Annotated in this window: 27 protein-coding genes; 14 read left to right on the forward strand and 13 right to left on the reverse strand. The window is 58.1% G+C overall.

The genetic code is table 11. The annotated features are described in order from the left end of the window. Window positions 1-3 precede the first annotated feature (3 nt). Complete coding sequence (locus AM571_RS12250; protein ID WP_074061636.1) at window positions 4-354, reverse strand: DUF6634 family protein; 351 nt, start codon at window positions 352-354, stop codon at window positions 4-6. 85 nt (window positions 355-439) lie between these two features. Between AM571_RS12250 and AM571_RS36240 the strand changes: the two genes are divergently transcribed. From AM571_RS36240 to AM571_RS12270, 4 genes are all read left to right on the forward strand, one after another. Continuing rightward, window positions 440-823, forward strand: a complete 384-nt coding sequence (locus AM571_RS36240) for a helix-turn-helix domain-containing protein (RefSeq protein WP_237358481.1) — start codon at window positions 440-442, stop codon at window positions 821-823. 107 nt (window positions 824-930) lie between these two features. Further along, window positions 931-1,104, forward strand: a complete 174-nt coding sequence (locus AM571_RS12260) for a hypothetical protein (protein WP_155774445.1) — start codon at window positions 931-933, stop codon at window positions 1,102-1,104. Window positions 1,105-1,864: 760 nt separating this feature from the next. Beyond that, window positions 1,865-2,062: a hypothetical protein gene (locus AM571_RS12265; protein WP_074063212.1), complete on the forward strand. Its 198-nt coding sequence runs from the start codon at window positions 1,865-1,867 to the stop codon at window positions 2,060-2,062. A gap of 294 nt (window positions 2,063-2,356) precedes the next feature. Beyond that, window positions 2,357-3,376: a GlxA family transcriptional regulator gene (locus tag AM571_RS12270; RefSeq protein WP_039845252.1), complete on the forward strand. Its 1,020-nt coding sequence runs from the start codon at window positions 2,357-2,359 to the stop codon at window positions 3,374-3,376. Between the two features lie 16 nt (window positions 3,377-3,392). On the opposite strand, the gene AM571_RS12275 is transcribed toward AM571_RS12270, so the two are convergent. From AM571_RS12275 to AM571_RS12305, 7 genes are all read right to left on the reverse strand, one after another. After that, window positions 3,393-4,724 (reverse strand): diguanylate cyclase, encoded by a 1,332-nt coding sequence (locus tag AM571_RS12275; RefSeq protein ID WP_074061639.1) that lies wholly within the window; start codon window positions 4,722-4,724, stop codon window positions 3,393-3,395. Between the two features lie 199 nt (window positions 4,725-4,923). Continuing rightward, a complete protein-coding gene (locus AM571_RS12280; RefSeq protein WP_074061640.1) occupies window positions 4,924-5,754 on the reverse strand; it encodes a response regulator in 831 nt (276 codons plus the stop codon). A 173-nt stretch (window positions 5,755-5,927) separates the two neighbouring features. Beyond that, the gene (locus AM571_RS12285) at window positions 5,928-6,191 is read right to left on the reverse strand and encodes a hypothetical protein (protein WP_074061641.1); all 264 of its coding nucleotides are present in this window, start codon (window positions 6,189-6,191) and stop codon (window positions 5,928-5,930) included. Between the two features lie 121 nt (window positions 6,192-6,312). Further along, window positions 6,313-8,853, reverse strand: a complete 2,541-nt coding sequence (locus AM571_RS12290) for a mechanosensitive ion channel family protein (RefSeq protein WP_074061642.1) — start codon at window positions 8,851-8,853, stop codon at window positions 6,313-6,315. Window positions 8,854-8,942: 89 nt separating this feature from the next. Next, a complete protein-coding gene (locus tag AM571_RS12295) occupies window positions 8,943-9,494 on the reverse strand; it encodes a DUF924 family protein (RefSeq protein WP_074061643.1) in 552 nt (183 codons plus the stop codon). An 18-nt stretch (window positions 9,495-9,512) separates the two neighbouring features. Then, window positions 9,513-10,568, reverse strand: coding sequence for a sensor histidine kinase (locus AM571_RS12300; protein WP_074061644.1), 1,056 nt, complete (start codon window positions 10,566-10,568; stop codon window positions 9,513-9,515). A 270-nt stretch (window positions 10,569-10,838) separates the two neighbouring features. Then, on the reverse strand, window positions 10,839-12,284 hold the full coding sequence (locus AM571_RS12305) for a DHA2 family efflux MFS transporter permease subunit (protein ID WP_074063213.1): 1,446 nt from the start codon (window positions 12,282-12,284) through the stop codon (window positions 10,839-10,841). 247 nt (window positions 12,285-12,531) lie between these two features. Between AM571_RS12305 and AM571_RS12310 the strand changes: the two genes are divergently transcribed. From AM571_RS12310 to AM571_RS12325, 4 genes are all read left to right on the forward strand, one after another. Next, window positions 12,532-12,792, forward strand: coding sequence for a hypothetical protein (locus AM571_RS12310; RefSeq protein ID WP_022714920.1), 261 nt, complete (start codon window positions 12,532-12,534; stop codon window positions 12,790-12,792). 107 nt (window positions 12,793-12,899) lie between these two features. Beyond that, window positions 12,900-13,874 carry a DMT family transporter gene (locus tag AM571_RS12315; protein ID WP_074061645.1) on the forward strand — a complete coding sequence of 325 codons (975 nt, stop codon included), beginning with the start codon at window positions 12,900-12,902 and terminating at the stop codon, window positions 13,872-13,874. 119 nt (window positions 13,875-13,993) lie between these two features. Next, complete coding sequence (locus AM571_RS12320; RefSeq protein WP_074061646.1) at window positions 13,994-14,224, forward strand: hypothetical protein; 231 nt, start codon at window positions 13,994-13,996, stop codon at window positions 14,222-14,224. Window positions 14,225-14,310: 86 nt separating this feature from the next. Continuing rightward, window positions 14,311-14,547 carry a hypothetical protein gene (locus tag AM571_RS12325; RefSeq protein WP_074061647.1) on the forward strand — a complete coding sequence of 79 codons (237 nt, stop codon included), beginning with the start codon at window positions 14,311-14,313 and terminating at the stop codon, window positions 14,545-14,547. Window positions 14,548-14,553: 6 nt separating this feature from the next. On the opposite strand, the gene AM571_RS12330 is transcribed toward AM571_RS12325, so the two are convergent. Further along, on the reverse strand, window positions 14,554-14,742 hold the full coding sequence (locus AM571_RS12330; RefSeq protein ID WP_074061648.1) for a hypothetical protein: 189 nt from the start codon (window positions 14,740-14,742) through the stop codon (window positions 14,554-14,556). Between the two features lie 260 nt (window positions 14,743-15,002). Between AM571_RS12330 and AM571_RS12335 the strand changes: the two genes are divergently transcribed. Continuing rightward, window positions 15,003-15,419, forward strand: a complete 417-nt coding sequence (locus AM571_RS12335) for a hypothetical protein (protein ID WP_074061649.1) — start codon at window positions 15,003-15,005, stop codon at window positions 15,417-15,419. Window positions 15,420-15,472: 53 nt separating this feature from the next. On the opposite strand, the gene AM571_RS12340 is transcribed toward AM571_RS12335, so the two are convergent. Beyond that, window positions 15,473-15,631 carry an entericidin gene (locus AM571_RS12340; RefSeq protein WP_074061650.1) on the reverse strand — a complete coding sequence of 53 codons (159 nt, stop codon included), beginning with the start codon at window positions 15,629-15,631 and terminating at the stop codon, window positions 15,473-15,475. A 240-nt stretch (window positions 15,632-15,871) separates the two neighbouring features. Between AM571_RS12340 and AM571_RS12345 the strand changes: the two genes are divergently transcribed. Further along, window positions 15,872-16,231, forward strand: a complete 360-nt coding sequence (locus tag AM571_RS12345; RefSeq protein WP_074061651.1) for an SPW repeat protein — start codon at window positions 15,872-15,874, stop codon at window positions 16,229-16,231. Window positions 16,232-16,663: 432 nt separating this feature from the next. Further along, complete coding sequence (locus AM571_RS12350; protein ID WP_196776332.1) at window positions 16,664-17,128, forward strand: hypothetical protein; 465 nt, start codon at window positions 16,664-16,666, stop codon at window positions 17,126-17,128. Between the two features lie 68 nt (window positions 17,129-17,196). Here AM571_RS12350 and AM571_RS12355 read toward each other — a convergent pair whose 3' ends face one another. The 3 genes from AM571_RS12355 to AM571_RS12365 are packed head-to-tail and all read right to left on the reverse strand — an operon-like array spanning window position 17,197 to window position 19,937. Continuing rightward, window positions 17,197-18,132, reverse strand: a complete 936-nt coding sequence (locus AM571_RS12355; protein WP_074063214.1) for a DUF2950 family protein — start codon at window positions 18,130-18,132, stop codon at window positions 17,197-17,199. Window positions 18,133-18,166: 34 nt separating this feature from the next. Further along, window positions 18,167-19,576: a DUF3300 domain-containing protein gene (locus AM571_RS12360; protein WP_074061653.1), complete on the reverse strand. Its 1,410-nt coding sequence runs from the start codon at window positions 19,574-19,576 to the stop codon at window positions 18,167-18,169. Between the two features lie 46 nt (window positions 19,577-19,622). Then, window positions 19,623-19,937 (reverse strand): hypothetical protein, encoded by a 315-nt coding sequence (locus AM571_RS12365; protein ID WP_074061654.1) that lies wholly within the window; start codon window positions 19,935-19,937, stop codon window positions 19,623-19,625. 290 nt (window positions 19,938-20,227) lie between these two features. Here AM571_RS12365 and AM571_RS12370 point away from each other — a divergent pair, with 290 nt between their 5' ends. The 3 genes from AM571_RS12370 to AM571_RS12380 all read left to right on the forward strand — a co-directional run bounded on the left by AM571_RS12370 (window position 20,228) and on the right by AM571_RS12380 (window position 23,547). After that, window positions 20,228-20,581, forward strand: a complete 354-nt coding sequence (locus tag AM571_RS12370) for a DUF3302 domain-containing protein (RefSeq protein ID WP_074061655.1) — start codon at window positions 20,228-20,230, stop codon at window positions 20,579-20,581. Next, window positions 20,581-21,738 carry an HlyD family secretion protein gene (locus tag AM571_RS12375; RefSeq protein ID WP_074061656.1) on the forward strand — a complete coding sequence of 386 codons (1,158 nt, stop codon included), beginning with the start codon at window positions 20,581-20,583 and terminating at the stop codon, window positions 21,736-21,738. The genes AM571_RS12370 and AM571_RS12375 overlap by 1 nt, the downstream gene beginning before the upstream one ends. A gap of 111 nt (window positions 21,739-21,849) precedes the next feature. Beyond that, a complete protein-coding gene (locus AM571_RS12380) occupies window positions 21,850-23,547 on the forward strand; it encodes a SulP family inorganic anion transporter (protein WP_420493384.1) in 1,698 nt (565 codons plus the stop codon). Window positions 23,548-23,560: the final 13 nt, after the last annotated feature.

The following is a 23,560-nucleotide window of genomic DNA, read 5'->3' on the forward strand; positions in this document are numbered from 1 at the left end:
TCTTCATAGATTGCCGGCAACGCGATCGCTCCAGTATTCAACATCGACCCGCGTGCCCAGCCGATACCAACGCGACATCGTCCGTGCGATCCCGCGCTCGGGGTCGAGATAGAAGAGTTCGCTTGACGCGACCGGTTTTCCATCCGCGACAGAAGGGTGCCCAATCGGGCGTCCTATCAGGCAAGGCACGGCTCGCTTGGCCAGCGCCCAGGTGTTGATCGCCACGTCAGGAGATAGCGCCTGAGCGCACTGATCGACGTTCTCGAGATCATCTGCAAGGCATCGAAGGCTCTCTATGAAACATGTCCGAGACATCCCAAACCATGCCTGGAAAACCGAATCACTCGTGTGCATCCCGATGCCTCCATACCTTCCGTACCTTTTTGGTACTGGCGCGTTGAGCCTCGTCAACTTTGCGACTCACCGGGAGCCGCCAGCGATGAAGTCTTCATTTACAGGTTTATTAACGATTCTCAAGTCAAAAACGACGCAATCTACGTCATATTTGACTTACATCCCCCGAGCCGCTTTCTGCAAACACATGACCACGTTGCTGACTGGTGATTTGATCCGGGCTGCGAGAGCCCTTCTTGGACTGAGTCAAATGGAGCTCGCCAGGAAAGCCGGCATCACACAAAAGGCATTGGGCGAATTCGAGCTCGGCAAAAAACCGATTACGGCTAAGGCGAACGAAAAGCTTCGTCGATTCTTCGAAGAGCGGCAGGTTCAGTTTATCGCAGCGAATGTCGAAGCCAACCACCTTGAGGGAACCGGCGTGCGATGGAAGCCACCACATCCGAACTCCGGCATCAAAACCATCTAAACCAAACCTGCCGTTGGATGGTGCCACATTGCCACCAGTTTTGCGCGATCGTTGTCACCCCTCTAGCCGGCTGTTCTGGCAAGCCTGCCGCGGCTACGGTCCAGTACTTGGAGAACAATGTCACCAGCTCGCCTATCTACGAGAAGCTGAAGCACTGGTACGAAGAACAGGGCGTGGAGTTCACCGGCTGGGGCGATACGACCGGCAGGTTTTATGGCGTCGGCGTCCACTGGGCGAGCACTAGGTCCACGAGTGGCCCCGAGCGTGAGGATGGCCGGTAGCGTTCATGAGGTGTGGTGAACTAGGCCGCTCATCGCCAGCTTCTATCTCTGCGCAGTCAATCGATATTTCTTGGAAACGCGTCGCAAATATTTTGTTTTTTTCGCCGGATCAAAACAGGCATGTTGCCTACCCTGCTCGATGAGTACGTAGTTGATTTCTTTAGCGTCAACCGAAAAAACGCGATTCAGAAATCGCGATTAAACCTAGAACACGTATGAATTTCTTGGTTTTCGCGTCGCAAATAACTTGTCCGGACACGCGATCGTTGTCACCCGCCTAGCCCGCTGTTCTGGCAAACCTGCCGCGGAGCATGCCTCTAAGCTCAGGACCCCAGCGCCCTTGATACCTGACGCGGCCAGACCCTACGATCGCAAGTAATCTCTTTTACAGTGCGGCTCGTTTCCGGCAGTACGATCATTTCCGCTCTTTCCTGCGAGTTGTTCATCGTCGATTTGCGCTTTGCATTGGCGATAAACGATGCAATGCGGCGCGCGAGCTAAGTCACTGACAATTAACGAGTCAGGCTGCATCGTTTTAGGTGAATCTGCGTCGGAATGGGTGAATCTGCATCACTCTAGGCCGGGTTTGCATCGCTCTAAAGTGAGTTCGTCAAACAAATGAGGCTGCGACGGCAAACAGGGACCTCTCTGATAGGTTCAACAAATCTGATCGTATCCATAAAATCTATTCGTTTGTTTGATGGATGGCCAAGCACCATATTCATCAGCAAGAGCAAACCTCGTGAGAAAGGAAACGATGATGACTTCGATCGGTTACCGGGATGGCAAGAGCTCATCCTCCGACGCGCATTTTGATGTAGCAAGCCTTGCCCGCAGGCTCGCGCATTCCTGGCACCAGTGGCAGAACGCGCGGGAAATCGAATCCATGCCTTTCGACATTCGCAAGGACATTGGTTGGCCGTCTGCGGACGACGCGGATGAGCGCAAGGTAATGTAATGAATGCGACATACCTCCTCGCTTGAAGGCGGCGCCAGTCCTCCGGCAGCGCCGCCTTCATCGTTTCAGCGCTCCGCAGATTTAACTTGAATTTTAGCGGCATATAATTTCAGGCAAGCCGGCTCAGCGACTTTTGCCGAGTGTCTTCGTCATTTGACGACGATCAAATTCCACAATGTCGCAAAATAGCTCTTCACGGCCGCATTTTTCCATGCGAATGTCGTTTTCGAGACATCAGAACGACGCATTCCACGCAACGAATAGGCAATCGCCCCTCGAGCATGGATTTTTCTCATGAACAAGATGCTGACCAAGAAGCGTTCTCTCGTCTTCTTTATGGTTCCCCAGTTCACCATGCTGCCCTTTTCGGCGGCGATCGACACGCTGCGCATTGCCAACCGCATGCTCGGCTATCAGGCTTATACCTGGCGGCTGACCTCAGTCGACGGCAACAAGGTCTACTCCTCATGCGGAATCGGCGTCGAGGCCAATTCGTCGCTGGCCGAAGAGCGCCGGCATCTCGGCGGTGAGAACCGCCCGAACATGGTGCTCGTCTGTTCGGGCATCGATGTCGAGGATTTCAACAACAAGTCCGTCAATGCCTGGCTTCGCGAATCCTACAATCGCGGCGTGGCAGTCGGCAGTCTCTGTACGGGCGCGCATGTGCTTGCCCAAGCCGGGCTCTTGAACGGCAAGCGCTGCGCGATCCACTGGGAAAACCTGCCCGGCTTCTCCGAAGCCTTTCCGCAGGCGGAGGTCTATGCCGATCTCTATGAAGTGGACAGCAATCTCTATACCTGCGCCGGCGGCACCGCTTCGCTCGACATGATGCTGAACCTCATCGGCCAGGATTTCGGCGAAGCGCTCGTCAACCGCGTTTGCGAGCAGCATCTGACTGATCGCGTCCGCAGTCCCCACGACCGTCAGCGCCTGCCGCTGCGCGCCCGTCTCGGCGTCCAGAATTCCAAGGTTCTGTCGATCATCGAACTGATGGAAGGCAATCTCGCCGAACCTCTGTCGCTCCTCGAGATCGCTGATGGCGCCGGGCTGTCCCGCCGCCAGATCGAGCGGCTTTTCCGGCAGGAAATGGGTCGGTCTCCCGCTCGCTACTATCTGGAAATCCGGCTCGATCGTGCCCGCCACCTACTCGTGCAATCTTCGATGCCGGTCGTCGAAGTCGCCGTCGCTTGCGGCTTCGTCTCCGCGTCGCATTTCTCCAAGTGTTATCGCGAACTTTACAACCGTTCACCGCAGCAGGAGCGCGCCGAGCGCAAGCTGACGATGGCAACGGCTCGCCAAGCGATCGCGGCATAACAAAGAGGGCGGCGCACTACTGCGCCGCTTCCTCCGTCATTCTGGCGTCAGAGTAGACCTGGTTGCGGCCCTTGTGTTTGGCCATGTAGAGAAACTGGTCGGCGGCGTTGAGGTAATTCTCGAAGGTTTCGTAGCCTGAGATTTCCGCAACGCCGATCGAGATTGTGACCGACAGTTCCTCGTCGTCGGCAGCCACCTTCAGCCGTGAAATATCCGAGCGGATTTCGTCGCAGAGCTTTGTTGCCGCGGCCGAATCCATCATCGGGAAAAGGATCGCAAACTCCTCGCCGCCGAGGCGCGAGAGTAGATTGTCGCTGCCTTCGAAGATTGTCGCAAGCCGGCTTGCAACCGCCTTCAGCACCTCGTCGCCGATCTCGTGGCCATAGGTATCGTTCAGCCGTTTGAAATGATCGATGTCGAGGATAGCGACCGAACTCGGCGATTTCTGCCTCAGGCACTCGTTCACGACCTTCGGCGCGTAATCGTAGAAATAGCGCCGGTTATACAGATTGGTCAGATAATCGCATGCAGCGGCGGTTCGCAATTGCTTCATCTGCGTCAGCGTCTCGACATTGTTGGCAATGCGGCACTGAAGCTCCTCTGCCACGAACGGCCTGTAAACGAAGTCGCTGGCGCCGGCCTTCAGGAAGCTTGCCGATAGCATGCGGTCATTGGACGAGGAGATGCCGATGACCCGCATCCTGTCAGAACCGAAGCGATGGCGGATACGCCGCGTCAGCTGATAGCCCGTCATGTCCGGCATGTGATGGTCGGTCACCACGAGTTCAATGTCCCCATAGGCCTCAAGTGCAGCCAGAGCTTCGAGCCCCGACGTTGCCTCGACGACCATGTACTGCTGCGCCTTCAAGAGATCGACGAGCACCTTTCGCGCAGATGGAACGTCATCGACAACCAGGACCCGCGTCTTGCGGTTCAGCATCGCGCGGCGCACGGTCGCGACCAGATTGTCGAGCGCGAATTCATTGTCCTTGAGGACGTAGTCGATGACGTTGCGTTCCAGGATCCGATTGCGTGTCGCGGTATCGAAGGTCGCGGTAAAGACGATCGTCGGAACATTGTGTTCGATCGTGCAATCAAGCGCCTCGCCATGGGGCGAATCCGGCAGGTTGAGATCGACGACGGCCATCGTGAAGCCCTGACCATCCTGTGCCAGCGCCTCCTGCAGCGCCTTCAGCGAAGAGCAGGGTCTGACGTTAAAGCCGAGTTCGGCCTGAAGCCGATGGCAGAGCACTGCGGAAAACATCCGGGAATCCTCAACCAGAAGCAGCTTATGGGCTCCGAAGCGTGGGCCTAAGCCGTCCCGAGTGAAATCCGCCTGAAATGCCATGGCGCCTACTCTCCCAAGTGCGATGAAGAGCTGAATCGGCCCTCATTGCGGCGGCAGGGACGATAGCCGACAGGCCGCCACGGCTGAAGGGACGGAACGCTTATAAAGGAACCTGTGATTGCAGAAAAATGCAATATCTTAACATCGGCAGACTCCTCATTCATCCGGAGGCCCTCCGGATGCCGCGTCGGATCCTCGATCAAGCAACGGCCCTCTCCTTCTTCATCGTCTGGATCTGCAGCAACGTGTCGAGGTTCTGGTTGACGCGGCAATAGAACTCCTCGTCGATGAACGGGCGCAGCATGAAATCATTGCCGCCCGCCTTGAGAAAGCGCGCCGAAAGCAGCCGGTTGGATGAGGACGAGACGCCGATAATGCGCAGCTGATGCGAGCCGATATTGGCGCGGATGCGCCGCGTGAGCTCGAAGCCGTCCATATCGGGCATGTTGTAGTCGGTGATCATGAGGCCAATGTCACGATTAGCCTTCAGGATCTCGAGCGCCTTGGCGCCGCTCTCGGCAACGCTGACGCGGAAGTTGTAACGCCTCAGGCGGCTGGAGAGCAGCGCGCGCGCCGTGGCACTGTCATCGACGATCAGAACGTGATGGCGCTTGTTGGTCAGGAAGCGGCAGATCGCTTCTGCGAGCAGATCGACCGCGAAGATGTTGTCCTTGAGGATGTAGTCGACGATGTCCTTTGCCATCAATTCGTCGCGCAGCCCCTCGTTGAAGGTGCCGGTAAAGACGATCGTCGGAATACTGAGATCGACGAGATATTCCAGCGCCTCGCCCTTCTCAGCGCCGGGAAGGTTGATGTTGGAGATCGCGAGCATGATCGGTTCGGAAGACTTGTCGTAGGCAAGCTGCAATTCCTCGAAATTGCGGCAGATCTCGACGTCGATATCGAAAAGCTCCTTCAGCCGTTTGCTGATCATCGACGTAAAGACATTAGAATCTTCAGCGAGAATAATACGCGCACCAGCAAACATCTCTCCGGAATACTGCATTCCCGAAATGCCTAAAAATGACATAGCAGACCTTTTAATGGAAATTCTGTCCCCGACGAAACCGATACATCAATTCGTTTGAGTATTTGTTAATCGCCGTCGCGTGAAACCATAAGAGGAAGGCGGTCTGTAGGGCAGGCTTCTCTTTCTGGACTTATGCTTAAGAGACTATGCGCGAAGGGTTGTGCGGCGAACGTCTACTTGATGATCGCCGAGCCTTTGACAATCTCGATGGTCTCGCCGCCGCCGAGGCCGATGCGGTCGCCGTCCGGAGTCGTCATGAAGCAGCCTGCGGCGCAGAGCGTCTCCGATGCGCCGGCATCGACGACGACCTCGACGCGGTTACCGCCTTCGGTGACGACAACGACGACCGGCGCCGGATCAGTGTTGGTGATTGTCGCCGCTTCAGCGCCCACGGCGATAAGAAGCGAAAGAAAAATGACCGTGGCAAATCTTGCCATTCAGTGCGGCGCAGCGATGCGCCCTCCCCAGGAGCTTCTCGGCGCTGCCCCCCGGCAGCGAAATTCCGATTGCCCTGGCCTCTATAAGCGACAGGCTCTGAACGATCCCTGAATAAAATCCTTAGCCTTTGCGATTGCCATCGGCCGCTTTGCTGCGCAGTTGCCGCACCGCTCCGCCATCCGTCATGCCGGTATCGTCGACAGACTCTTCATCTGCGGCTGTAGAGGAAGGTTCCAGCATCGGCGCAGGCACGTGGTCGCGGTGAAAAATGACATCGCTCTGCGGCAGCGGGATTTCGATCCCTTCTTCCTTGAAGCGCTTAAGGATGGCTATACGCAGGTTGTTCCTGACGTTCATGCCCTCACCCATATCCGCCAGCATGAAGCGCAGCTCGAAGTCCAGCGAATAGGCACCGAAACGCAGGAACTCGACATGCGGCTCCGGATTGCGCAGCACGAATGGCGCCTCGTTGACCAGCTCCAGGAGGATATCCATGACCTTCTGCGGATCGGTGTCGTAGCTGACGGAAATCGGGATTTCCGAACGGCCAACCTTGTTGCGGTGCGTCCAGTTGCCGACCGCCGCATTGATGAGTTCGGAGTTCGGCACGATGATCGACTGCTTGCGGAAAGTCTCGATCTCCGTCGCACGAACGGAAATGCGTGTCACGATGCCTTCCGCCGTGCCCGAGACGACGTGGTCGCCGACCTTGAAGGGTCGTTCCACAAGCAGGATCAGGCCCGAAACGAAATTCGACACAATGTTCTGCAGGCCGAAACCGATGCCGACCGAAAGCGCCGAAGCAACAAGTGCCAGGTTCGAAAGGTCGATACCTGCCGCCGATACGCCGATGATGGCTGCAAGGGCGACACCGAGGTAACCGATGCCGGTCTTGACGGAGTTTCGCACGCCGAGATCGACATGGCTTCGGGCCATGACGTTGCTGTCGAGCCATCGCTGAACCCAGCGGGTCAAGAAATAGCCACCGGCGAAAAGCAGAATGCCGGTAAAGATGCCGAGCAGCGAAATGCTGATGCCGCCGAGGCGGACCTCCGTGAAAAGACGGTAGGCGATCAGCTGAAGATCCTGGATATGGAAACCCCAGAGCAAGAGGATCAGCGGAATGCCGGTCATGAGAGCAACGGCATAGATTGCAAGTCCCACGCCAAGGCCGACCTGATCGATTGCCACCGGCCCCATATTGAAGCGGCTCTTCAGGAAGCGGCCGATGAAGGTGTCGCCGAAGCTCTCCTGCTTGGAAATTGCCTTGCCCGAGAGCAGGCCGATATAGGTGGTCACGATGATCGCGCCGGTGATGATGAACTGCGTGGCGACGAAGCGGGCAAGGCCGACATAGCCGGTCAGCGCGGTCACGATCAGACCTAGGCCCAGCAGGCGAAGAATGATCGCCATGCCGCGCGGCCAATGGCGGCCTGGCGCATCGGGATCGCCATCATGGGCCAGCATCGGACGCCCGAAGGAGGCCGCGATCAGTATGAGACCGATAATCAGCGCCGCAATCAAGCTCCTGACCACGGTCAGAACCAGAGGTGAACCCATTGCTTCGCCGACGCTGCCGAACAGGTAGTCGAGCGCATTGACGATCGCCATCGCCAGCAGACAGGCGCCGATCGATTGCGCGCCGCGGTTGGAAAGGCGCACGAGGCGCCACTGCGGCTCCCGGGGGGCGAAGACGGCATTGCTGAAGCGGCCGACGAAATAGATCAGTCCGATCGCCCCAAAGAGAGCGGCGACAACCGGCGCAATATCCGGCCTCAACACATTGAAACCGTTAAGGAAAATATATGATGTTACCAGCACCGCTGCAAGCGCGAAGGTGCGGATCAGCGTCGACCAGAAGGCAATCGAGAGCCGGCTGATATAGGTAGGATTCTCGACGCCGTCGTCCCGCGTCAGATAGCGGCCGAACATCCGGTAGCCGCCTGACAGCATGATCAGGCCGGTCGCAAGTGACATGAAGATCGCGGCGAACATCGCGAACCGCTTGAACTTCCACACGAAACTCAGCCAGCTCGAAAGTGCCTGCCTGAATTCGCCAACTTCCTCGACAAAGGCCTTGGCCGCATCGTCCAGCACAGACACCGAAACCTCGGTGCGCCTCAGCAAAGTTGCAGCAAAAAGCCGGCGACGGGTTTCAACCACTTCGTTCATCAGCTTGTTGGTGGCAAGCGAGAGGCTTTCCGCATCGCCGGTCACGGCATTGATCTGCGCGCGCTCTGCCGTCAGCGCGTTTCGCTCTTCTGTAACGATCTGCGCTTCCGGCGGCTGTCCCTCCTTCGGCGGATCGCCGAGCTCGGTGAGACGGCTCTTGATCTGATCGAAACGCGGCCGGAGATTGACGGAGGTCGTGAGAATGTGACGTCCCAGTTCATCCACCTGCGCGGAAAGGCTGACGAGGGCATCGTCATTGTCGGCGCTCTGCTTGACGGCTTCTTGCAGGGAAGCAAGCTTTGCCTTGGCCTTTTCGATATCCTTGACTGCTTGATCGAGCCCGGCATCTGCAAGGGGAGCCGGCGCCTCCGTCTGTGCCTGCGGTTGCGGCGGCTCCTGCGCAATCGCAAGGCGGCCAGGCAGACCGGCAGCCGATATTGCAAGCATCAGGCAAAGAAATGTCCGGAGCAGTATGATTGTCAGCCGCAAAATGTCCCCGCAAGGATTCTCTTCATTAGTGAGGCCCTGCTTCTTATAGCAAAGAAAGGCGACAGAAAGGCGGAAGTTGTTTTCGCCGCTTAGAAACCGGCGCCGGGCCCGGCAAGATAATCCAGTTCGGCTGTCGTCGAAACTCGTCCGATGATCGCGTTGCGATGCGGAAACCGGCCGTACTTAGCGATCACGTCGCGATGGCGAATGGCATAGTCGAGATATTCCGCATCGCCAAGAGCCTGAAACAGCATCACCGACCGCTCCTGCTCGGCAACGTCCTCGGCATGCTCGAAAGGCAGATAGAAGAATGCCCTGCATTTTTTTTCGACGAGCTGGTCGGCACCGGCATCGAGCGCCAGCTTCGCCTCGCGAAGCGCCAATCCGTCCGTCGCAAACGCAAGCGGCGTGTTCCGGTAGATATTCCGCGGAAACTGATCGAGCACGACGATCGCGGCGAGCCGGTTCTGCGGGCTCGCATGCCAGGTGCCCATCACGCCGCCCGCCAGTGCCAGATGCGTATCCGCGAAACGGTCTCGAATTTCCTCATCGAGCGAAAAGGTCCTTTCGAACCACTGCTCGCGGCTGCATTCCTCGAACCAGAAGGAATAAACCTCTTCCGGCGTGCATATCTTCGCCACCGCTGCCCCCTTTGCCAGTCAGTCTGTGGAAAAGATCAGGATGGCCCGGGTGCCCCGATGGTCCGGGTCATAGGTCAGCTCCGATTTGAGGCTTGCCGCCATCGCGGTCAGTATCTTCGTGCCGAGGCCGGTACCCTTCGCGGGGCTGGAATGGTCGAAACCGGCACCATCGTCCTCGACGACGAGACGCAACTGCTCGCCCGCCTGCTCGACGATGACCCTGATCTCGCCTTCGACGCCTTCGTCATAGGCATATTTGAAAGCGTTGGTGACGAGCTCGCTGACGATGAGGCCAAGCGTGACGACCTTGTCCGTCGGCAGATCCATCTGCCGGGCCGTCAGAACGATCCGGTGCGGTCGCTTGTCGTCGCGAATGGAAGTTTCGAGTTCCCTCAATAGGTTTTCGACATATTCGTCGAGCTGCACCGTTCCGATCTGGCGGCTGTTGTAGAGGCGCCGGTGGACACTCGCGATCGCGTTGATGCGCATTTGCGTCTCGTGCAGTGCGTCGATCGCCACCTGGTCCGTCGTCAATGACGACTGCATGCGGATCAGCGCACCGACAAGGCCGAGGCTATTTGCGATACGATGATTGACTTCGGCAAGCAGCATCTCGGCGCGGTCCCTCTGCTGGCGGATCACTTCTTGCGCTTCAGCCGTCTCGCGCCGAAAGCGCGCACGTTCCAGTCCCTGCTCCAGCGTCGCTGCAAGCAGATCGAAATAATCGCGGGAATTGCCCTTGAGAACATAGTCGTCGGCGCCCGCCTTCAACGCAGCAACGGCAATGCCAGTATCTTCGGAAGCAGTCGCATAGATCACCGGCGGATGATCGGGGAGTGCCATTACTTGCGGCAGCACATCGAGTCCGGTTTCATTTTGCAGGAGATGGTCGATTACAACAGCATCGATGCCGCCTTTGGCAATCCGCTTCAATCCGGCCGCGCCGTCTTGCGCCCATTCCACCGCGAAACCATGGCGGGCGAGGTTCTCCTTCAGCCGCAGCGCGAGCGTCTCGTCGTCATCGATATAAAGGACGCGGATTTCGAGATCCGCATCATCAGCGGATTCACGCATCGGACCTCCGGTCTTTGCCAAGCAGCAACGCCACTGCCCGGCGGCCCGGTCGTCTGCTTTCGAATGTCGTATTGTATCGGCCATTGCACGTAAACAGCGGCGACGCCTCTGCCCCCCTGCAGACCTTCAATCGAAGGAAGTTCGCATTTGAAATCATGCGGCAATATGACCCTGCCCGCTGGAGACTCCGCGGAAAAAAGAAACTGCGAACGCAGAAAGATGCGCAAACCCGAAATAGAACGCATCCGGACCGGAATGGTTCCATTGCCTTCACTCTTTTTGAAAGCGCTTGTGCTTGGAGACTTCCGCGCCGGCATCTGCACGCAAACTGAAAAAACGTAAGGACGACAGGATCCCCATGAGGCCAACCGCCAAAAACGCCCAGCGAAAATCGGTGAGTGCAGGCTCTGGCGCCGCGCGAAGCGTGGTTGAGATGTTAAGCAGGGCCGCCGCAACGGCGACGCCGAGCAGCATGGAGGCCTGCTGAAGCATACTGGATAATGTCGAGGCGGAGCTTCGCTGCTCCGGGCTGATGTCGGCGAAGGCAAGCGTGTTCAGCGCGGTAAATTCCATCGAGCGTGAAAGACCGGCTGCAAGCAGGATTGCATAGATCACCGCCAGCGGCGTATCCGGCGTGAAGAAGCCGCACCCAATGATGCATAAAGCCGCAATCAGCCCATTCACGGTAAGAACATTGCGGAATCCGAACTGCGCAAGCAGCGGCGTCGTCACTGCTTTCATGCCGAGATTGCCGAGAAAATAAACCAGCAGGTATGTGCCCGCCGCAATCGAGTTCAAACCGAAACCCAGCTGGAACAACAGCGGCAGCAAGAAAGGCGTGGCGTTGATCGCTACTCGGCAGGTCGTGCCCGCAGAAAGCGTCGAAATCGCAAAGGTCTGGACCTTGAACGCCGATAGGTCGAGCAGCGGATTTTCCACCTTCAGGAAATGTCGGGTGGCCATCACGGAAAGCACGATTCCGGTGGCGAGAATGGCAATGACCAGAAGCAGGCTGCCTTCCCACTTCACGGAAAGTTCGAGCGCGGCAAGCACAAATGTCATTCCGGCGCCGCTCAGAATGACGCCCACCACATCGAGACGGCCTGGGTTCTCCTTGCGCTGCTCCGGCACGAAGCGCAGCACGAGCGCCATCCCGAGAAGGCCGATCGGAATATTGATCAGGAAGTTCCAGTGCCAGCTTGCATAGGTTGTGATAAAGCCGCCAAGCACCGGGCCGATGACCGGTGCCGTCAGCGCCGGCCAGGTGATGAGCGCGATCGCATTCACCAATTCAGACTTCGGCGCACTCTTCAGAACGATGATGCGCCCGACCGGCGTCATCAGCGCACTTCCGGCGCCCTGGACGGCACGCGCGACGATAAATTCCGCAAGACTGCCGGAAAGGCCGCAGAGGAGCGAAGCGCCGGTGAAGACTCCAATCGACGCCAGGAATACCCGCCGCGCACCGAAACGGTCCCCAAGCCAGCCGGAAAGCGGGATGAAAGCCGACATCGTCAGCATGTAGACGGTAATGCCGATGCTCATCGAGACCGGCTGCACGCCGAAGCTCGCCGCCATCTGCGGTAGCGAGGTCGCGACGATCGTGCCGTCGAGGATTTGCATGAAGAACGATACGGCAACGACCAGCGCGACGATCTTGGCCTGACCTGCGCTTGGCGCTTCGTCCGTTTTTTCACTCGTCTGTACTGTTGTCATCGATATGCCGTTGCGCATTGCGGGGAGAAGTGCGTATCGCCGCTGGGAACCGGGCAGGCAGGAGTTCGGCACTTGAATACGCTCCTTGCGTAACCGGGAAAAGTCCAAACCGGCCCAGGCCGCTTACAATTTCCGGTTTCGTGCGGGATCGTGCGAGCATCAACGGCACAAATTGGCTTCACAAACGTTTGGTGATGACCGGGGCGGCAGATTTTCGCCGCTCCGGAATTCAACCGAGGATATTTCGATGACGCCGGAAGACCGCCGCGCCGTTTTCAGCCATCGCAAGATTGCAGCCATCGTCAAGGGAATGACACAGGAGGACGGAACTGATCTGCCCATCACCGGCAAGTCGCTTGGGGAAGCGATCCTCTTCGTCTCCGAACAAGCGGCAACCGATGCGTCGAACGTGCATATAATTTACGGTGAGCATGGTTCGCTAAGTTACACGGATTGCCTGAGCATCTACCGTGAATACGGGGCAGAGCTTCGTAGCGAATTGACGTAGACGGAGAGCAGCGACCATTCGCATGGCAGCTATTCGCAACCGCATCTGCTCTCCGCACGGTTTTTCTCGTATTCGGGAGGCAAGCTCCTCAAGTTCGATTCGAGAACATGTTCCCTACCCTTTCGCCGCTCCGCGGTGTCCTCGTCGCATTCGCTGCCTATGCGGTCTTCGCTTTCAGCGATGCCTCGATCAAGATCCTTGACGGTGCCATCCCGTCTTACCAGGTGGCCTTCATCGGCTCGATCTTCGGGCTGGTCGTTTTGCCGATGATCAAATCGCGGGACGATTCCTGGCTCGATATCGTCCAGACATCAAACCGAATGCTGTGGGCACTTCGCTTCGTGTGCGGCGCAATCGGCGCGATCGCTTCGATCATCACCTTCACAATGCTGCCGATGGCGGAGGCCTTCTGTCTCCTCTTCCTGCTGCCCTCCTTCGTGACCATTCTCTCGGTCATCTTTCTTAAGGAGGACGTGCGCTGGCAGCGCTGGACGGCTGTCGTCGTCGGTTTCATCGGCGTGCTGATCGTTTTGCGGCCCGGCTTTCGCGAATTGTCGGCGGGCCATCTGGCGGCTGCAGTCGGCGGCTTGAGCGCAGCCATTTCGATCGTCATCCTGCGGGCAATGGGGCCCGCCGAAAAGCGCATTTCGCTCTATGGCGCAGGACTTCTCGGAACGCTGATCGTCAGCGGCCTTCTGATGCTCTCGGATATTGCCGTTCCGACGCCGCGCGAGTGGCTGTTCATGGCGAGCTACGGCATTCTTGGGGCGATCGGCAACGTGCTTCTCATGACAGCGGCCCGTTTCGCACCGGCAAACCTCGTCGCGCCGCCTCAATACAGCCAGATGATCTGGGCAATCGCCTTCGGCTATCTCATCTTTGATGATACCATCGATTTTCCGATGACCGCCGGCATCGTATTGATCATCTGCTCGGGCCTGCTCACACTCGCCCGCGAACGCAAGCGCGGCACGCCGCTTCCGGCAGCCGTCGTCTCGGTGGACAATCAGGCCTCCGTCTCTGCAACGGCAGAGCTTGCCGAACCCAGCTTCGACGGCTTGGAACATCCAACTGCCGAATAAGCCCGCGGTGGCCATAGTCCGGCCCTCGCTCGCTGCTATTTGCACGGGACATCCTTTTGCTCCTTCGGCTACGGAACAAGCCGGAGAGACGCCTGTTCCTGATAAATGAGGAAGTTTTCATGATTGATGAACCCAAGGAACGCAGCGAGCCCGTTCCGCCATCGCCCGCCGAGGAAGAAACGCGCCTGCTGGCGGAGGAGCGCCGCAGCTGGCTGATCTGGACCTTCGGAATCGCCGGAGCGATCGCCGTTGTCATCATCATCGGCAGCATAACCATTTCACCCGGTCCTGATCGGGCGACGACCGGCTCTACAAGACCCCCGCCCCAGGCTGAAGCGCCTGCACCTTGAATGGGGCTCGTGCCGCAACGAGAGCATTTCTGGCTTTCATGCGCAGCCTTTCAGCTGTATTACGCGGTGAAAATGAAAGGAAGCCGATGGCCGCACGAGACCGTTTTTCGAAAAAGCTGACCTGCCCGCAATGTGGCAATACCGGCTTCGCCGAGGCCTCGGAGGACGACCAGCCTTCGCGCAAGCATCCCGCATTTCGTATCGATCAGCTGCCCAAAGGCTTCTTCGAGCAAAAATCCTCGAACTTCCAGGAAACCTACATCATCCGCTGCGAATGCAGCCGCAAGTTTCCATTTCGCACCCTGACAGAAAAGACCGCCTGAAACGGCTCATGCAAGGCCCAGCGGGACTACCGCAACCTTGCGGCCCGGACCATAATCACGCTCATGCGACGAAGGATAGCGGTCATTCCGGCGAGCGCTGAAATCGATACGATTCGGTTCGAAGATACCGTCTGGATAAGTCCCGGTGTCGTCGGTTTCGACTTCGGATTTGGCAGTGACGATTTTAAAGATCATGGGCTCCTCCAGTTTGCCGCCTTTCGGCCCAGCGGCACGCTTCCATTTCCGTCATATCTCCGAGATAGTTAAAAAATTAACCATACTTTCGCAGACAGAAGGCGAAATCAGGGAGGCCTCTGGCTAAGCAAAATTCCGCTGCCGCGAACAGAGCGGTGCGTCTTTCCCTGCAAGAGATGTGTATTTACTTTCACATTCCGCGTTTTCCCACCCTCAAGGAAGTGGTATTCTTTTAATGGATAAGAACATTGGGGGGACTCATGCCACGCGTATCGGAACTTTACTTCAAGACTGCAGTCATCTTTTTCATAATCGGGATTGCCATCGGCTTGAACATGGCCATTTCCCATGATCATACCGTCATCGGCGCCCATGCGCACTGTAATCTCCTGGGCTGGGTCAGCATGGCGATTTTCGGAGGTTACCATGCGCTCAACCCAAAGAAAGCGGAACGCCGCATCGCTTTGATCCAGTACTACGTCTACACAGCGGGCCTCACGGTGTTGGTCCCGGCACTCTTCATGATGCTGCGGGGGAACGCAGCCATGGAGCCGGTCGTCGCCGTTTCGTCACTGATCATCTTCGCCGGCGCTCTGCTCTTCGCCTTCATCGTCTTTTCGCCGAAGGAACCGGCAATCACGCCGTCAGCAGCACCGCTGCGGCAAGATCAAGGCTGAAACACAGAAAAAGCGAGGGCGCAGGCCATGCTGTCTCTCGCCTGACCCAACATCTACCTCTTTTTCGAACCAGCGGACAGCACGCGATGCGACGCGTCGTCCATGGCGCGGCTCGCTTCCTGGCCGTCACGCTTCAGGCCCCAGGCCGTGTTTCCGCAAGACGAAAGCAGCAGCGCGGCGAGGCAGGCGTAGGCAAACACGGATTTCGGCATCGGTTTCCCCTGACTGAAATTGGCAATGCCGTGAACATGTTACACAAAACGGCAAAATCAATGCCGTGGGTCGAACAACTCCGGTATTCCGTCCCAAACCATGAATACGAAGATCGTCATCGATCCGGGTGCCCCCTTGGCGCAGCCACTTGAATGACGCATATCAGAAATTACTTATATGAATAGGCGTGCAGTGCACGCAGGAATGATGCTTGATAGGCATCATGTTGGGAGGTTGTTATGCCAAACACACTGATGGAAGGAAGAAAGATACAGGATTGGGCAAACCTGGTCCTGGCGGTATGCTTGTTCATCTCGCCATGGGTTATCGGCTTTGCGGCCGAAGCCGCGCCGACCTGGAACGCATGGATCGTCGGCATTATCCTCGGCGCCCTGGCGATTACGGCGCTTTCGGCTTTCGCCGAATGGGAGGAATGGGCAAACCTGGTCGTCGGCCTATGGTTGATTGCCTCGCCATGGGCGCTCGGTTTTACGGCAAGCGCAGGCGCGATGTGGACAGCCATCATCATGGGAGTGCTCGTCGCGGCGATCTCGCTATGGGCAGTCTGGGATGTTCATCATCCCCACGCTCACGCCTAGACGTTGGTAACAGCAGTCCGAGTGGCCTGATAGCATGCTTTAAGCCGGTGAGGCGGCGCGCAGCAAAACGGTCGCCTCACAAAATGTTTGTTCGTTATAACGGGTTTGTTATACCGAAAGCCCGCCATCAATAGGGAAAATGGTGGCTGATGTGGCTCGAACCTTCGAGCGCGGATTAAGGGTCGGAGGGACTAGCAATTCCCACTGCCCACAAGCTCCGGCGCCGTCAAGAATGTCGACGGATCAGAGCCTTGGAAACAAGACCAAGTCCGAGCCCCCATTCAGTCCACCTATTTTTTGCGTCAATATAGTTTGATGATTTGGCGCCGTGGTTCCACGTAACATACCGTATGCTACCTCCACGGACGCGTATTTTACTGCCTTAGCGGCTTCAGTCGCCCTATCATCTCTCAAACTTTGGAGGCCATGGCGATGACATCAACCGAGACGTCTGCATCCCATCCATTAAGCGCGGAAGAGCTGCGCAAACGAGCCCTTGAACTTCAACTCAAAGAAATGGAGCGCGACGACAAGATCAAGGCGCGCGAGGCGAAGAAGCATTCCGAGTTTGTGGAGGACTTTTTCCGCAAGCATATCAGTGAAAATGAGCGCACCGTCATAAAGCGGCTCGTGATGAAGGCGGCCACCGACGGAAAGTACGAGGCGATGATCTACAGTTTCCCTTCGAGTTTCTGCACCGATAGCGGCCGTGCCATAAACAATAACCTTCCGGGCTGGCAAAAGACGCTCCAGGGAAAGGCGAAGGAACTGTACGAGCTCTTTGAGGAGGTTGCAAAACCTCAGGGCTACGGACTGAAGGCGGCAATCATCAATTTTCCAGGTGGTATGCCGGGCGAGGTCGGCTTCTTCCTGACGTGGGCACCGCCCATCGAGTGACCCAATGACACGATGGCAAGGGGCCATTGTCGCGCTGTGCTCGTTCGCGTGCGGTTTCGTCGAAAGCGCTAGTCGCTGACGACAGTCCAGTCGGAGTCGGGATTGAAGTCCTTGATCGCCGCTGCCCGATCCTCCGTCTGCGGTCCCAGGTCGCGTTGGTAGATGACGCTCACACTGTTGATGATAAAGGTCTGCACGCCGGTTACCCGATATTTGACCGGCCAGGCGAGCAGCGCAAAGCCGCCAGTCATGTTGCCGTTGACGATATAGCTTTGCTTGCCGCCGAGAACATTGTCTCCCTGCCTCGTCAGGATGCGATAGCGATACCCGTAGTAACCCTCGCCCCGCTTGGCTCTGTCGAAGGCGGCGGTCTCGATCAGAGCGCTTGCCGGGCTTTCCTCACCATGCACGCTCGGGTCCCAGTAAAGCCCGTCCACCTTGCCGGGACTGCTGATCAGCTTCTCGGCATACTCGTAAACGCCATCGCCATCCCGGTCCTCGGACGCATATTCGCGCTGGGCCGTGACATATTCCTGCATTGTCTGAATCGTTGCGAGTTCATTCTCGCCGATGCGACGGTTGACGATTTCCTGCAGCCCGACCTCGGTATCGAATGCCCACTTGCCGTCCTTGTCCTGCGACAAGGGGAAGGGCAGCGGCCACAAGACTTCTCCCACTTCAACGATCTGGCGGTCTCCCACGGCCTGAAGGCGCAATTGCCGCGCGGCGCCCTCGCGGATGAGACCATAGCTTATCATGGCCTCCTTGCTGGAGCGCAGCTTGGCGGCATCCAGCCCAAGAAGATTTGCCAAGCCGTCGAGATCATCATTGCTCAGCACCGCCTTGAATCGCTGGAGAGCTGCCGATGGATCGTCGAACGACGGCGGAGTTCCGGCCGCGAACTCCGAGAGGTTCGTCTGCATCTGGGTGGCGGATGGGCCGGCGAAAGCCAGCGAGAGCGCGGTTCCGAGCAGCAGCGGGATCAATCTCAACCGTAGTCTCATGATTTTGTCTCCGGTAACCTGAAAAGCTGGGAATTTACCGCCGGCCGCCGCCGCGGCCACCGCCACCACGGCCGCCGCCGCGGCCACCACCACCGTGCATTCTCGGGGGCGGACGACTGGCGACGCGAGGCGCACCGCGATGCCCTCCTCCCATGCTCTGCCCTCCTCGCTTGGAAGCAACCGCTTCGCGGCGGCCCGACTGCACGTTGCCGAGGGCACTTTGCTGGCGTGATCTGTTGTCGGATCGCGCTGCCATCTTTGGTGCGTTTGACTTCTTTTTTACGTTAGCCGGTTTTGACGGACGGCTGGCCGCGCTCGCCTGGCGATTGCCGGAACTGCCTGGACGAGCATCGGGACGCGTCGTGCTCGGTCTATTGGCGGCGCGATTTCCCGCCGATCCCGGATTTGCCTTCAAGCCCTGGACCGTGCCCTTGCGGATATCATCGGCCCGGGCGCTGATGTCCCTGGTGCCAGGCCTGACATTGCCTTGGCGATTGCTGACCTTGTTCTTGAGCTGGTTGCGGTTGTCGGACTGGAGACTGGATTTGATTGCCGAACGATCGAGATTGGCAATCTGATCCTTTCCGATGCTCAGCTTGCTCCGGTCTACGTTCGTCCAGTCGATGTCATTCCACTTGACCTTGCCGTTGAAGTTCCGGTCGTTGAAGCAGTTGTTGCAGTCGACGTCGATATCGCCGTCCCAATCGCCACCCCATACGCCCCAGTCGTCCCAGTTGACGATCGCTCCCCAGGCAATCCCGGTGATCGCAGCGGCGAAGAATGCCGCGCCCGGATAGTAGTAGCTGTCGTAGGAGTCGGGATAATAGGAGATCGGCTCGACTGCGTAGCCGGGTTCATACAGCATTTCGGGTGGATATTGCGGGATGTAGACCTTCTGCGGATCAGTCGGTCGGATGACGATGTTTTCGTTTTCCGTGACGACAGTGAGCTTATCGTCCGTCTCGATGATGTCCTTCGCCACTGCTTCGTCGCGAAGCTGCTGGATTGCGATCAGGACGTCCTTCTGCTGATTGGTGAGGGCTTCGGCCAGCGACTGGGTCCAGTCGAGGTCGTCGCTCATCATCTTGACGACATCGGGATAATTCAGAAGCGAGATCACGCTGCCGTCCCAATCGTCCTTTGGCTTGAGATTGGTCTCCTTCTTTTTGGCCTCAAGGAAGCGGGATGCCTCCACGACCTGTAGCGGAAACAGTGAAGCCGCCGAGATCGCGGCGACAAGTTCATCCGGATAAAGCGCTATACGCGCCACAAGAACCTCGAGCTCGTCCTCTGAAAGAAGGTCGGCTTCGGCGTTGACGGTCTGCGCAGGCGCGGGCTTCGGCGTGGGCGTCGGTGTCTGGGAGTACGCCACCGGTCCTGGATGCAACGACATGATTGCGAGGGCTGACAGTCCGCCGAGCAGCCTGCGGGAAATTGCTTTCATTGCGCATCGATCTCCTCTAATCAAACCGATTGCCATGATGCATGCCTCACGAAGACCTTGGTCCGGTGGCCGGAGGCCGCCTGAGCACCACGATTTTCGACTGCGCGAGCGCCTCTTCCATTTCCTTTAAAAGGGCGTCGACCAAGGCGGCATATTCTTGGCGCCGTGCTTCCCGCAGGCTGTCTGGCAGGCGTTCCACATTTAACAAGGCTTCCGCTGCGGCAGCCAGATCCTCGCACATGCTGTGAAACTCCTCATTTTCATAAGCAAGTTGCTGCACCAGCCTCTTTTGGTCAGGGAAATGAGCCTCGGCCGTTTCCAGAACGGACAAATGGGTCGAGTTGCTTTCTCCCGAGGTCATGCCCGCCTCCGCCATCGAAACGCGTTAAGCAGATGTCACATCATATAACGCCTGCTGCGCGCAGTGGCGTAACTTACGCGATCTTACGGCGGGTCGGCTTTTCTCGCTCCGGGCAGGTTCCACTGCGGCTATGCGCTGGCCATTCAGGCTCATCCTTCAGCGGCGATGCACCTGCCTCGCATCGATAGAGTTTACGCGATGCTACGGGCCTTTGCGCCAAAGCGGGTCTACTATTGCGCTGTCGCTTGCGACCGAACGGCTCGGCTGGGCCAAGCCGAAAAGGAGGAGCCGTGTTTCTCGACTACTTTGCTTTGGGCGTGCTTATCTTCGTCGTCATCACCTTGTTTTACGCGGTGATCGCGATCCACGACATTCCGCATCTGATAGCCAAGGGGCGAAATCATCCTCATCAGGACGCGATACACGTCGCGGGATGGGTCAGTCTTTTCACGCTTCATGCCATTTGGCCGTTTCTTTTCATCTGGGCAACGCTCTACCGCGAAGACCGCGGCTGGGGCATTCGCCAGGATGGAAAGCTGTCTGAAAAGGTCGAGGCGAATGAGGAGATTGCCCGTCTGCACATGCGGATAGCAGAACTTGAGGGGCAAGCGCTGGAGCAAGCACCGGAGAAGGAGAACGCCTGATGGACCTTCTGCTCATACTTACCTACGCGGCGATCTGCTGGACAATATTCAAGATATTCAAAATTCCCGTCAACCAATGGACGCTTGCGACTGCCGTCCTCGGCGGAATCTTCCTCATTTCCTCCCTTCTTCTGCTGATGAGCTACAATCATCCATACACGAGCGATGGACGCATCTATTTCACGTCCGCTCCTGTCATCCCGGTGGTCGGTGGTCAGGTTGTTGAGGTCCCGGTCACGCCGAATAGACCCTTGAAGAAGGGGGATGTTCTTTTTCGCATCGATCCCCGCCCCTATCAGTACACCGTCGATCAGAAGCAAGCCGCGCTCGCGGAAGCCGAGCAAACAGTCCGCCAGTTGAAAGCCGCGCTCGACGCCGCCAACTCGAGCGTAACCGGTGCGGAAGCCTCGCGGGATCGGTCGCTGCAGGCCTTCGAGAAGTTCCAGCAATCGAACGAGAACTCAAAATCGAGCGGCAGGGGAGCTGTGTATTCCGAGCTCGAGGTCGAGAACCGGCGCGGCATCTATCTCACCGCGGAGGCTGCGGTCGATACTGCACGCGCACAGGCGGTGCAGGCAAGGCTCGCCTATGAGTCCAAGATCAACGGAACGAACCCGACTGTTGCAAGGCTGCAGGCCGAATTGAAGAACGCCGAGTATGAGCTCGACCAGACGACCGTTCGCGCGCCAAGCGATGGCCATGTAACTCAAGTTTTTCTCCGCCCCGGCATGATGGCGAACCCACTCCCGCTGCGGCCGGTGATGGTCTTCATCAACAGCGAGGATCGGATGCTCGGTGCGGCCTTCATCCAGAACTCCCTGCAGCGTGTCCGCGTCGGTGACGAGGCCGAGGTGGCCTTCAAGGCGGTACCTGGCAAGATTTTCAAGGCAAAGGTCGAGGAAGTCATCGACGTCATGGCCCAGGGCCAGCTACAGCCGAGCGGCGCGTTGATCGATCCGCAATCACCCGAGCGCATAGCGCCCGGCCAGACGCTGGCGCGTATCGCATTGCTTGAAAGCACGGACGGTTACCAACTGCCAGGCGGCGTGGTCGCGGAGGTCGCGGTCTACACCCACCACTGGCACCACGTTGCAATTCTCCGCAAGGTGCTTCTGCGCATGAGCAGTTGGATGAACTTCGTGTTCCTGGAGCACTGAAACGGACCCGCCGATCGCTTCGACCACCGACGACGCGAATGCAACGCCGGGAGAGGCGCAAAGAAACATAACGAAGGAACGAGGAGCCGCGGGGTGTTACGCAGTCTTCCGATGTTGCGCGGCTTGGCCGGTTTTGAACGCAGCTGGCTCCGCCGCGATATTCCGGCGGGACTGTCGATTGCTGCGGTCGGCCTGCCGAGCGCCATCGCCTATCCGGCGATCGCCGGTCTACCGCCCGAAACCGGCATTTACGCGAGCATCGTTGCTCCGATCGCCTATGCGATCTTCGGTCCTTCCCGGCTCCTGATCGTCGGACCTGATGCAGCAACCATGACCGTGCTTGCGGCTGCGATGGGTGTCATCATCGCCGCCGAGCCTGCTTCCTCCAACCTCGAGCCGGTTGCCATCGCATCGGCACTTGCCCTTGGCGTAGGTGTGTTCTGCATTGCAGCGAAACTGCTGAGGGTCGGCGTCATGGCAAGCTTTTTGTCCCGTCCCATCCTAGTTGGGTTCTTCGCGGGTGTATCGCTTTCCATCCTTGTCGGGCAGATCGGCCGCTTCACCGGGGTGAAGATCGAGTCGGACGGATTGATCCCGCCGCTCGTCGAGATCCTCGGAAAGAGCGCTTCGATCCACTGGCCGTCGTTACTCTTCGGCCTGCTCATGTTCGCATTGTTGTGGTTCGTGCGCGCCTTCCAATTCAGGATTCCCGGTCCCGTTCTGGTTGTCGTCGTGTCGGTCGTTTTTTCCGCGATCTTCGATTTTAGTGGGCATGGCATCGCTGTCGTAGGCGACATCCCGAGCGGGCTGCCGTCGCTTTCCCTGCCGGCGATTTTAGCGATGCCTCTCGACAAGATCGTGCTTGGGTCGACTGCGATCTTTGTGGTGAGCTTCGGCGCCGGCATCGTGACCGCAAGAAGCTTTGGGTCGCGCAGCGGCGAAGAGGTCGATGCAAATCAGGAGCTGATCGGCCTTGGCGCCGCCAATATCGCACCGGGCCTGTTCGGCTCCTTTCCCGTCAGCATGTCGGATTCGAGAACCGCCATAAACCTAGCTACCGGCGGCGTATCGCAAGTTGCAGGGCTGGTTTCGGCCGCTACGCTGGTTGCAGCACTTGTTTTCCTCCAGAGCGCCCTGCGCATACTTCCGATTCCCGCGCTCGCCGCCATCCTGGCATCGGCGGCCATCAGCCTCATCGATGTTCACGAACTCAGGAAGATCTGGCGGATCAGCCGCATGGAATTCGTCTTTTCACTGATCGCCATGTGGGGTGCAATCAGCTTCGGCGTTCTCAACGGCGTGATCGTCGCCGTTGCCGCAACCCTCGTCTATCTTTTGCGCAAGACGATGTTTCCGCGCGATGGACTTCTTGGTCGCATCGACGGCCGGCACGGTTTCTTCGACCTCGCCCGCTTTCCGGAAGCTCGTCCCGTCGAGGAAGCAGCGGTCTTCGCGATTCAGGGAAGCGTCCTGTTCTACAACGCCGATTATGTGCGCCTGCGGCTGTCTGCAGTTGCCAAGGAGCTCGTCGCCGGGACCAAATGCTTCGTGCTGGATGCCAGCGCCATCACGCATATCGATAGCACCGGGGCGGCCGCGTTGGACGCCGTGGCCAAGATCCTCGAAGCGCGGAATATCATCTTCGCGGTCGCCGACCTTAGCGAGGAAGGCCGCGACATTCTCGAACGCGCGGGAGTCATCAAGGCGATCGGCCCTGACAACCTTTTCAATGGCAGAGAAGAAGCCCTGAGGGCGCTGACTGGCAGGTTCGGTCAGGCAGGCAATGCATCAGCAAGCAACGAACGTTAGAGCGCGAAGGAGG

This window comes from Rhizobium etli 8C-3 (genome assembly GCF_001908375.1).
Classification (GTDB): Bacteria; Pseudomonadota; Alphaproteobacteria; order Rhizobiales; family Rhizobiaceae; genus Rhizobium; species Rhizobium etli_B.

Excerpts from the sequence above, each read along its gene's own strand:
- AM571_RS12250 (WP_074061636.1), bottom strand. The coding sequence starts at position 354 with ATGCACACGAGTGATTCGGTTTTCCAGGCATGGTTTGGGATGTCTCGG.
- AM571_RS36240 (WP_237358481.1), top strand. The coding sequence starts at position 440 with ATGAAGTCTTCATTTACAGGTTTATTAACGATTCTCAAGTCAAAAACG.
- AM571_RS12265 (WP_074063212.1), top strand. The coding sequence starts at position 1,865 with ATGACTTCGATCGGTTACCGGGATGGCAAGAGCTCATCCTCCGACGCG.
- AM571_RS12270 (WP_039845252.1), top strand. The coding sequence starts at position 2,357 with ATGAACAAGATGCTGACCAAGAAGCGTTCTCTCGTCTTCTTTATGGTT.
- AM571_RS12275 (WP_074061639.1), bottom strand. The coding sequence starts at position 4,724 with ATGGCATTTCAGGCGGATTTCACTCGGGACGGCTTAGGCCCACGCTTC.
- AM571_RS12280 (WP_074061640.1), bottom strand. The coding sequence starts at position 5,754 with ATGTCATTTTTAGGCATTTCGGGAATGCAGTATTCCGGAGAGATGTTT.
- AM571_RS12285 (WP_074061641.1), bottom strand. The coding sequence starts at position 6,191 with ATGGCAAGATTTGCCACGGTCATTTTTCTTTCGCTTCTTATCGCCGTG.
- AM571_RS12300 (WP_074061644.1), bottom strand. The coding sequence starts at position 10,568 with ATGCGTGAATCCGCTGATGATGCGGATCTCGAAATCCGCGTCCTTTAT.
- AM571_RS12305 (WP_074063213.1), bottom strand. The coding sequence starts at position 12,284 with ATGACAACAGTACAGACGAGTGAAAAAACGGACGAAGCGCCAAGCGCA.
- AM571_RS12310 (WP_022714920.1), top strand. The coding sequence starts at position 12,532 with ATGACGCCGGAAGACCGCCGCGCCGTTTTCAGCCATCGCAAGATTGCA.
- AM571_RS12315 (WP_074061645.1), top strand. The coding sequence starts at position 12,900 with ATGTTCCCTACCCTTTCGCCGCTCCGCGGTGTCCTCGTCGCATTCGCT.
- AM571_RS12320 (WP_074061646.1), top strand. The coding sequence starts at position 13,994 with ATGATTGATGAACCCAAGGAACGCAGCGAGCCCGTTCCGCCATCGCCC.
- AM571_RS12325 (WP_074061647.1), top strand. The coding sequence starts at position 14,311 with ATGGCCGCACGAGACCGTTTTTCGAAAAAGCTGACCTGCCCGCAATGT.
- AM571_RS12330 (WP_074061648.1), bottom strand. The coding sequence starts at position 14,742 with ATGATCTTTAAAATCGTCACTGCCAAATCCGAAGTCGAAACCGACGAC.
- AM571_RS12335 (WP_074061649.1), top strand. The coding sequence starts at position 15,003 with ATGCCACGCGTATCGGAACTTTACTTCAAGACTGCAGTCATCTTTTTC.
- AM571_RS12340 (WP_074061650.1), bottom strand. The coding sequence starts at position 15,631 with ATGCCGAAATCCGTGTTTGCCTACGCCTGCCTCGCCGCGCTGCTGCTT.
- AM571_RS12345 (WP_074061651.1), top strand. The coding sequence starts at position 15,872 with ATGCCAAACACACTGATGGAAGGAAGAAAGATACAGGATTGGGCAAAC.
- AM571_RS12350 (WP_196776332.1), top strand. The coding sequence starts at position 16,664 with ATGACATCAACCGAGACGTCTGCATCCCATCCATTAAGCGCGGAAGAG.
- AM571_RS12355 (WP_074063214.1), bottom strand. The coding sequence starts at position 18,132 with ATGAGACTACGGTTGAGATTGATCCCGCTGCTGCTCGGAACCGCGCTC.
- AM571_RS12360 (WP_074061653.1), bottom strand. The coding sequence starts at position 19,576 with ATGAAAGCAATTTCCCGCAGGCTGCTCGGCGGACTGTCAGCCCTCGCA.
- AM571_RS12365 (WP_074061654.1), bottom strand. The coding sequence starts at position 19,937 with ATGACCTCGGGAGAAAGCAACTCGACCCATTTGTCCGTTCTGGAAACG.
- AM571_RS12375 (WP_074061656.1), top strand. The coding sequence starts at position 20,581 with ATGGACCTTCTGCTCATACTTACCTACGCGGCGATCTGCTGGACAATA.
- AM571_RS12380 (WP_420493384.1), top strand. The coding sequence starts at position 21,850 with ATGTTGCGCGGCTTGGCCGGTTTTGAACGCAGCTGGCTCCGCCGCGAT.